Raw genomic sequence first — 289 nt, 5'->3', positions numbered from 1 at the left:
TTATGGAAATAGCCGAGGAAGTGTATCGTATATCCGAGCGGTATCGTTTCATGATGTGAACAAGGATGGATTGAAGGATATTATTGTGATTGCAGAGTACATAACAGGAGCAGGTCCCGAAGGAGCAATTCCAAGGCCAATCTGCAGCATATATTTTCAGAAGGACAAAAAATTCATTTCTGATTCCTTAATTGACGAGAGAATTAATGAATCGCATAAAAATGAAACGATCGAAATGGTGTTAGATTTCTTGAAAAGCGACCATAATCCCGATTATAGCGGATTAATT

The 289-nt window shown here is 37.7% G+C and carries 1 pseudogene; it reads left to right on the top strand.

Going from position 1 to position 289, the window contains the following annotated elements:
• Positions 1-70 precede the first annotated feature (70 nt).
• Positions 71-289, top strand: a pseudogene (locus tag KIH86_RS08810) (hypothetical protein); the annotation flags it as partial.

The organism is Paenibacillus sinensis (assembly GCF_019904155.1).
In the GTDB taxonomy this organism is placed as follows: domain Bacteria; phylum Bacillota; class Bacilli; order Paenibacillales; family Paenibacillaceae; genus Paenibacillus_AQ; species Paenibacillus_AQ sinensis.
The sequence above is the reverse complement of the archived record's forward strand: the minus strand, read 5'-3'. Positions and strand labels throughout refer to the sequence as shown.